This is a genomic window from Rhodanobacter sp. C03, assembly GCF_002001175.1.
In the GTDB taxonomy this organism is placed as follows: Bacteria; Pseudomonadota; Gammaproteobacteria; order Xanthomonadales; family Rhodanobacteraceae; genus Rhodanobacter.
Window position 1 is genome coordinate 1 of record NZ_MUNT01000018.1, and the last position, 1247, is coordinate 1247.

At 59.3% G+C, this 1247-nt stretch carries 2 protein-coding genes; both read left to right on the plus strand.

Annotation, left to right across the window (positions count from 1 at the left end):
• Positions 1–55 precede the first annotated feature (55 nt).
• Positions 56–409, plus strand: a complete 354-nt coding sequence (locus B0E48_RS17365) for a transposase (protein ID WP_139350361.1) — start codon at positions 56–58, stop codon at positions 407–409.
• On the plus strand, positions 382–1215 hold the full coding sequence (locus tag B0E48_RS17370) for an IS3 family transposase (protein WP_254424022.1): 834 nt from the start codon (positions 382–384) through the stop codon (positions 1213–1215). Before B0E48_RS17365 ends, B0E48_RS17370 begins: the two co-directional genes overlap by 28 nt.
• Positions 1216–1247 lie beyond the last annotated feature (32 nt).

Consider the following 1247-nt stretch of genomic DNA (forward strand, 5'->3'; position numbering starts at 1 on the left):
GATAGTTCCTTCGCTTTAGTGGACACCCTGAACTACCACTTCAGGAGTCCACAAGATGCCCAAGCCAGGCCCGCGAACCACCTATCGTTACACCCATGATTTCAAGGCGACGGCTGTTCGTTTGAGCCAGTTGCCTGGCGTGGCGGTGCGTGATGTCGCCGAGTCGCTTTACATCCATCCGTTCATGCTGTCTCGTTGGCGCAAACAGGCGCGTGAGGGTTTGATCGTGACGAAAGGTGTAGCCGTGGATAAGGCGGTGGCGGCAGAGCTCAAGGAGCTTCGTCGGATGAAGAAGGCTTACGAGCAACTGAAGCTCGAGCATGACCTTTTAAAAAAAGCGATCGCGTTCACTTCCACTCCAAGGCCGACATCTTCGCCTTCATCCGTCAGCAAACGCACCAGCCGGTGAGGCTGCTGTGCCGGCTATACGGCGTCAGCCCCAGCGGCTTCTACGCATGGCGCGATCGCCCAGCGAGCGTGCGTGTGCAGGAGGATGCGCGGTTGCTGCTACGCATTCGCCAGGTGCATGAGGAAGGTCGACAGACCTACGGCAGCCCACGTGTCCATGCCGATCTGCAGCGCGCAGGCGAATCTGTCGGCCGGCGCCGGGTCGAGCGTTTGATGCGGGATCACACCATCCGCGGCTGCTCTGCCGATCTGTATCGGCGCTGTCCGGGTGTCGATCGCTTCTTCGCCAGTGTGGATAATCAGGTTCACGAACTGACGGTGGATCGGCCCGATCAGGTCTGGGTGACCGATGTCACCTATCTGAAAGTGTCGGGAACGTGGCGCTACCTTGCCACCGTCATGGATCGCTACTCACGGCGCCTGCTGGGATGGTCGCTGGGAGCAGACCGAACGGCCAACCTGACACGTCGAGCATTGGCCATGGCGCTGCGCCAACGCAAACCGCCGGCTGGCACTTTGCTGCACAGTGATCGCAGGGTGGAGTTCCTGGCCGGCGACTTCAAACGCATGCTCGCCAACACGGGATTGGTGCAGAGCGTGAACCGACCGCATCGAATGACCGACAACGCGCACATGGAGTCGTGGAACAAGTCGATGAAATCGGACATGTATCACCGCGAGTGTTTCAACACCGACGCTTCGTTGCGAAGCGCCGTGCACAGCTACATCGATTTCTACAACAACAAGCGCTTACACTCCGCCTTGGGCTATCGTTCTCCCATCGAGTTCGAGGCCCGTTGCGGCTAACCAACCGGTGTCCACTTTTGCGTAGGAACTCT